At 64.1% G+C, this 6689-nt stretch carries 7 protein-coding genes; 4 read left to right on the plus strand and 3 right to left on the minus strand.

Annotated elements, in window-relative coordinates; all coding sequences use genetic code 11:
* The 3 genes from EN939_RS15590 to EN939_RS15600 all read right to left on the minus strand — a co-directional run.
* Positions 1–1571 (minus strand): 5-guanidino-2-oxopentanoate decarboxylase (locus tag EN939_RS15590; protein ID WP_127268705.1); only part of this gene is annotated, 1571 nt, incomplete at its 3' end.
* Positions 1568–2215 carry a TetR family transcriptional regulator C-terminal domain-containing protein gene (locus EN939_RS15595; protein ID WP_236383290.1) on the minus strand — a complete coding sequence of 216 codons (648 nt, stop codon included), beginning with the start codon at positions 2213–2215 and terminating at the stop codon, positions 1568–1570. The genes EN939_RS15595 and EN939_RS15590, both read right to left, overlap by 4 nt.
* Positions 2212–3084 (minus strand): dimethylarginine dimethylaminohydrolase family protein, encoded by an 873-nt coding sequence (locus tag EN939_RS15600; RefSeq protein WP_127268707.1) that lies wholly within the window; start codon positions 3082–3084, stop codon positions 2212–2214. Before EN939_RS15600 ends, EN939_RS15595 begins: the two co-directional genes overlap by 4 nt.
* 213 nt (positions 3085–3297) lie before the next feature.
* On the opposite strand from EN939_RS15600, the gene EN939_RS15605 reads away from it, so the two are divergent.
* From EN939_RS15605 to EN939_RS15620, 4 genes are all read left to right on the plus strand, one after another.
* Positions 3298–4113, plus strand: coding sequence for an ABC transporter ATP-binding protein (locus EN939_RS15605; RefSeq protein WP_127268708.1), 816 nt, complete (start codon positions 3298–3300; stop codon positions 4111–4113).
* Between the two features lie 54 nt (positions 4114–4167).
* A complete protein-coding gene (locus tag EN939_RS15610) occupies positions 4168–4968 on the plus strand; it encodes a transporter substrate-binding domain-containing protein (RefSeq protein ID WP_023811511.1) in 801 nt (266 codons plus the stop codon).
* A gap of 204 nt (positions 4969–5172) precedes the next feature.
* Entirely contained in the window at positions 5173–5838 is a 666-nt protein-coding gene (locus tag EN939_RS15615; protein ID WP_164749059.1) for an ABC transporter permease, read from the plus strand.
* Positions 5838–6644 carry an ABC transporter permease gene (locus tag EN939_RS15620; RefSeq protein WP_127268710.1) on the plus strand — a complete coding sequence of 269 codons (807 nt, stop codon included), beginning with the start codon at positions 5838–5840 and terminating at the stop codon, positions 6642–6644. The genes EN939_RS15615 and EN939_RS15620 overlap by 1 nt, the downstream gene beginning before the upstream one ends.
* The last annotated feature ends 45 nt before the right edge of the window (positions 6645–6689 follow it).

A 6689-nucleotide genomic window follows, 5' to 3' on the forward strand; every position in this document is an offset into this window, starting at 1 on the left:
ACCGTGATTTCGATGACGCGCGGCAGTCCGGTGGCCCGGGCGCGCTTCAACGCGTCCGCGAGAGCGTCGATGTCGGCAAGCCGTTCGGCGCCGATGCCATAGGCCTCGGCCAGCTTGCAGAAATCCGGCGGCGCCGGCGATACGCCGACCGGCTCGACACCGACATCGAGCATCGAGGTTTCGATCTCGCGGTAGCCTCTGTTATTCCAGACGACGAAGATGACCGGCGCCTGCGCGTCGAGTGCGGCGCCCAATTCCGGCAACGTGAACTGGAAGCCGCCGTCGCCGGTCAGGCAGACAACCGGCGCATCGGGTATCGCAAGGGCCGCGCCAATCGCCGCCGGCGGGCCATAGCCGAGCGCGCCGAAGCCGGTGGCGGCATTGAACCAGCCGCCTGGGCGGTCGTGGTCGTAATAGAGGTTGGCGGCATAGATCGGCTGCGTCGAATCGCCGACGATGAGCGCGCCCGGCAAGGTGTCGCGGATCATCTCGACGGCGCGCACCTGTGCCTGCAGTGTCGGATTGAGCTCGGCAAAGGCTGTTTTTCGTATAGCAGCGGCGCGCGACGAACCGCCCTCGCTTGCCCGGACATGGCCCGTTTCCAGAAGCAGCGCTTCGAGCGCCTCAGCGCAATCGGCCTGGATCGAAACCGTCGCCGGGCGGCGGGCAAGCTGGTCGGCGCCGATATCGATGCGGATCAGATTGGCGGGCAGGACAAAGCCGCCATCGCTGTAGCCGTCATAGTCGGTCGGGCCGAATTCGGTGCCGGCGGCAATGACCAGGTCGGCGTCGGCCATCAGCGCCCGTACCGCCTTCAGGCTGGGACTGGCCGGCACGCAAAGCGGATGACCATGCAGCAGGCCGCGCGCATTGGTGGTCTGGACGACCGGCGCTCCCAGCCGCTCGGCCAGACGCCGCAGTGGCGCTTCGGCGCGTTTGGCGCCGCCGCCGACCAGGATCAGCGGGCGGCGCGCGGCACCGATGAGTTTGGCCGCGCTGGCAATTGCGGCACCTTCCGGCGCGGGTGGGGTCACATTGCTCAGCATGGCAGCGATGCCATCCGCCGACTTGACCATGACGTCGGTCGGGATCTCGATATGCACCGGGCCGGGCCGCGCCGATGAAAACAGGGCAAAGGCCTGCGCCAGGGCACCGGGCAATTCGCCGGCCTCGGTAACGCGCTGCGAAAACAGCGCCACCTTCTCCATCATGCCGCGCTGGTCCGGCAATTCATGCAGATGGCCCAGCCCCTTGCCCAGCGTCGGCGTGGCGTTGACGCCTGATATGACCAGCATCGGTACCGAATCGGCGCGTGCCTGCCCCATGGCGGTGATGGTGTTGGTGAGCCCCGGTCCGGTGATGACAAAGGCGACGCCCGGCTTGCCGCTGGCGCGCGCATAGCCATCGGCCATGAAGCCGGCGCCCTGTTCGTGACGCGGCGTGACGTGGCGGATATTCGAGCGCGCCAGCCCGCGGTAGAGCTCGACCGTGTGGACGCCCGGAATCCCGAACACCGTGTCGACGCCATGCGCTTCAAGCAGCGAGATGAGGGCTTCGCCGAGTGTCGTCATTGGTTTTCCTCCCCGTCCGGCGCGAGGCCTAGTTCGGCCTCGACAGTCTTGATGCCGATCGCCGCCAATTCGCCGGCCGAGAACATCTCGCCGGCCAGGCAGCCTTCGATCCAGAGTCCGTCGATGATCGCATTAATCGCGATGGCATGGTGGCGCAATTGGCTTGCGTCCGGATTGCGCCGTTCGGCGGCGAGCACCTCAGCCACAACCGCCTCCACCTCATTGCGAAAACCAAGGTAGCCTTCGCGGTGGGCGTGGGCCAAGGTCGGATCCGCTCTGGCGCGGCCGATGAAGGTTGCCCAGAGCGAAAACACCCGCGCATCGATGATCGGCGCATTGAGGTTGGCGGTGACGAAAGCCGCAAGGCGCTGGCGAGGCGAGGCATTCTCCATGACCAAAGCCGCTTTCGCCTGCTCGGTCATGCGGCCCATCAGCGCTGCATAGGCTTCCTGCAGCAATTCTTCCTTGCCGGGAAAATAGTGCCGGATCAGCCCAGCGGTGACGCCGGCACGCAATGCGATGGTGCGCAAGGTGGCGCCCTGCAGGCCATGTTCCGCCACGCTGTCCAGAGTGGCCTCGATCAGATCCTGCCGCCGCCGCTCCTCGCCCTCGCGACGGAACCTGCGGCGGGATGGCATATTCATTGGCGCAGGATCGGTCGCGTCAGGCATGTCGGCCCGCCCTCGCAGGCGATGCAGAGCGCATCCGCCTCGAAGATTTCGACCGTGCAGCCGGCGGCTTCCATCGCGGCTTTGGTCTTTGGAAAGCCTGCGACGGCAATGACCTTGTGTGGGCTGGTCGGCAGCACGTTCAGGCTAAGGCCGTTGGAAGCCGCGAACTCTTCGGCGTCGCCTTCGACCAGCCGGACGTTGCGCGCCTTCAGCATCTGATAGAACGGGGCCGGCAAAAGCGGTGAATAGACCAGTGCGAGGTCGTCGGCCAGCGGGCTGATCACCGACATCAGATGCAGGCACGCCTCTTCGCCTTGCCACAGCGGCAGATCAAAGCCGTAGACGGAAACGCCCAGCGGCGTCAGCAGGTTGGAAACCTGCTGGATGCCTTCCTGGTTGGAGCGGACACCGCGCCCGATCACCAGCGTGCGGGCATCGAGCCATACACAATCACCGCCTTCGACCTGGCCAGGAACCTCGACGCGGCCCAGGATTGGAATACCCAGCCTTCGGTAGGTTTCCTCATGCAGCGAGGGCTCCCTGGCGCGCAACGGCTTGCCCATGGACAGGATCAGCGCGCCGCGATCGGTCATCAGCGACGGGTCGTGCGTGAACACCGAATCCGAAAGTCCATCCGCCGTGTCCTCGATCCATTCGATTTCGGCACCGGAAGCCGCCACCAGTTCAGCAAGGAGCGCGTGCTGCGATGCCGCTTTCGCCGGATTGAAACCCGGGCCATAGTGCCAAGCAGCCCTGTCGGCATTGCGCATGGCGTTGGCCGCCGACCGCATCAGCACGCGGCGCAGCGGCGCCGCCATGGACTGTGATCCGAAAGCGCTCATCGAAGTCCTTTTTCGCTGAAAAAAATCGAGAAAATTTCATGGAAGGCTATTTATACACTTGCACAACAAGCTCGCAAGTGCCGTAATAAGCAGGATTGACGGGCTCGCGCCGTTGGGTCCATGCTGAAGTCTGGAGCGGGGCAGTACAGCGTATATGTTGATTAGCCGGATAGACGTTCGACGAACCGCCACCGACCCTGTAGAGGTCACCCAGTGAGCGTGGTGGAAGCTGCCACAGTCCAATCCGGCAAGGCGCATGACGGCGCCGCCGAAGCCATCCACGTCGAAAACCTGCACAAGAAGTTCGGTGAGCTGCATGTGCTGAAGGGCGTCTCGCTGTCGGCGCGCGACGGCGAGGTCATCGCCATCATCGGCGGCTCGGGCTCCGGCAAATCCACCCTGCTGCGCTGCATCAACTGCCTGGAAAACCCGACCAGCGGCATCATTCGCGTCAATGGCGAGGAGATCAAGCTCAAGGCCGACAGCCACGGCCACACCATTCCGGCCGACCGCAAGCAGATCGAGCGCATCCGCTCCAAGCTCGGCATGGTGTTCCAGAACTTCAACCTGTGGAGCCACATGACGCTGATCGAAAACGTCATCGAAGTTCCCGTACATGTGCTTGGCGTCAAGCGCGATGTGGCGATCGGCGAGGCCGAGAAACTGCTCGCCCGTGTCGGTCTGGCCGAAAAGCGCGACGTCTATCCGGCCTATCTGTCGGGCGGCCAGCAGCAGCGCGCGGCGATCGCCCGTGCGCTGGCCATCAATCCGCGCGTCATGCTGTTCGACGAGCCCACCTCCGCACTCGATCCCGAGCTGGTCGGTGAAGTGCTGAAGGTGATCGGCGACCTGGCGCGCGAAGGCCGCACCATGGTGCTGGTCACCCACGAGATGAAGTTCGCCCGCGAGGTCGCGACGCATGTCGTCTATCTCTACAATGGATTGGTCGAGGAAGAAGGCCCGCCCGAGCAGATCTTCGGCGCGCCCAAATCCGAAAGGCTGAAGCAGTTCATCCGCAACATCGGCTAGAACAGGCCGGGACGGAAGAAAACCGGGAACCAACAACAAACTGGGAGTTATGAAATGAAGACCGTTCTGAAGACATTTGCCGCAGCGCTGCTGCTCGGCGTCGCAGCCATGGGCGTGGCCAAGGCCGATCCCGTCAAGATCGGCGTCGCCGCCGAGCCTTATCCGCCCTTCACCTCGCCCGATGCTTCGGGCAAGTGGGTTGGCTGGGAGATCGACTTCATCGATGCCGTCTGCGCCGAGGAGAAGCTCGATTGCGTCATTACCCCGGTCGCCTGGGACGGCATCATCCCGGCACTGACGACCAAGAAGATCGACCTCATCGTCTCCTCGATGTCGATCACCGCCGAGCGCGCGAAGACGATCGATTTCTCGGACAAGTACTATAACACGCCGACCGCGATCATCGGCCCGAAGGACCAGAAATTCGGCTCCGCCCCGGACGACCTCAAGGGCAAGATCGTCGGCGTGCAGGTTTCGACGGTGCACGCTGTCTACGCCAAGAAACATTTTGGCAGCACAGCCTCCGAGATCAAGGAATACCAGACCCAGGACGAAGCCAACAACGATCTTGCCGCCGGCCGCCTCGATGCGGTTCAGGCCGATTCCATCGCGCTTGGCGAGTTCCTGAAATCCGACCAGGGCAAGGCCTGCTGCGACCTGAAGGGCATGGTCGCTCCCGATGACGAAGTGCTCGGACCGGGCGTCGGCGCCGGCGTGCGCAAGGAAGACACCGAACTGAAGGGCAAAATCAACGCCGGCATCAAGGCGATCCGCGCCAACGGGAAGTATGACGAGATCTCGAAGAAATACTTCGATTTCGACATTTACGGCGGCGGCGGCGCGCAGTCGAACTGACGATCCTCGTATGAGCGGTGGGGTATGGCGTCAGCGCCGTGCCCCACCTGCCCGATCTTTCCCAGGCATGTTTGCCGCCGACGCAGCCGTCGGCGGTTGGCCAGCACTTCGGGGGCGACGCTGATCGACGCACTTCTTTCGGCCTCCGCGGCCGGCATCACCGAGCTTCTCTCGCCCTACCCGCCAGGCTGGGGCGGGACGCTTCTGGTCGGGCTGCTGCACTCCATCGAGATCGCGCTGGGCGCCACGTGCCTCGGCCTTCTGATCGGCACCGGCGGCGCCTATGGCAAGCTTTATGGCGGGCCGGTGGTGCGCGATCTCCTGGCGGTCTACACCACCATCGTGCGGGCTGTGCCCGAACTGGTGCTGATCCTGCTGCTCTATTACGCCGGAACCGACCTGATCAATCAGGCGCTGACGGCCATGGGCTATCAGCGCGTCGACGTGAGCGGCCTTGCCGCCGGCATCGCCGTGCTCGGCTTCGTCCAGGGCGCCTATTCGACAGAGGTGATACGCGGCGCGATCCTGGCCATTCCGCAGGGCCAGATCGAGGCCGCCCGCGCCTATGGAATGTCTCCGGGCCTGCTGTTGCGGCGCATCACCTTGCCGTCAATGCTGCCCTTCGCCATACCGGGCCTCGCCAATCTCTGGCTGATCGCCACCAAGGATACCGCGCTATTGGCGGTCGTCGGCTTCTACGAACTGGCGCTGGCGACGCGGCAGGCGGCGGGTGTCACCAAAGCCTATTTCACCTTCTTTTTCGCGGCGGGCGTGCTCTATCTGCTTTTGTCGCTGTTCTCCAACCTCGTCATCGGCCGGGTCGAGACCTGGTCGCGGCGCGGCATGCCTTCGCTCAAGGAGGCGCGCTGATGGCCAACGAGGCTGCCATCATCAACGTCGTCGCGCGAACATCGCTGTGGCTGCAGCCGCACCGCATCGTGCTGATCCTGATCGCACTGGGCCTTGTTTTGTCGGCTGCCTTTTTCATGCGCTGGGACTGGCTGCCGCAATATTATGAAATGGGCTTGATCGGCATCTGGCGGTCGCTGTGGATCCTGGCCGTCACCTGCGTGCTGGGCTTTCTGCTCGCCGTGCCGCTCGGGCTGGCGCAAGCCGCCGGCTCATTCTGGTTCGCCGCGCCTGCCAAGGTGTTCTGCACGGTGATCCGGGGCACGCCGCTGCTGATCCAGCTCTGGCTGCTCTATTACGGCCTGGGTTCGCTGTTCCCGCAATATCCGTGGATCCGCGAATCCTGGATGTGGCCATATCTCAGGCAAGCCTGGCCCTATGGCGTGCTGGCGTTGACCCTGTCTTTCGCCGGCTATGAGGGCGAGGTGATGCGTGGCGCCTTTGCCGGTGTGCCCAAGGGACAACTGGAGGCGGCGCGTGCCTTCGGCATGAGCCGCTGGAAGGCATTCCGGCGGATCTGGCTGCCGCAGGCCATCTACCGGGCGCTGCCGACGCTGACCGGCGAGACCGTGCTGCAGTTGAAATCGACGCCGCTGGTGGCAACGATCAGTGTCATCGACATCTTCGCCGTTTCGTCCAAGGTGCGGCAGGACACCTACCTCACCTATGAGCCCCTGCTGCTGGCGCTGATTTACATGACGATCACCGGTATTCTGGTCTTCGCCTTCAGCAGGATAGAGGCCAGGATCCCCAACAAGATTGGCTAGAGGGGAGTAGGGGAGTAGGGGAGTAGGGGAGTAGGGGAGTAGGGG

This window comes from Mesorhizobium sp. M7A.F.Ca.CA.002.05.1.1 (assembly GCF_003998335.1).
Taxonomy (GTDB): Bacteria; Pseudomonadota; Alphaproteobacteria; order Rhizobiales; family Rhizobiaceae; genus Mesorhizobium.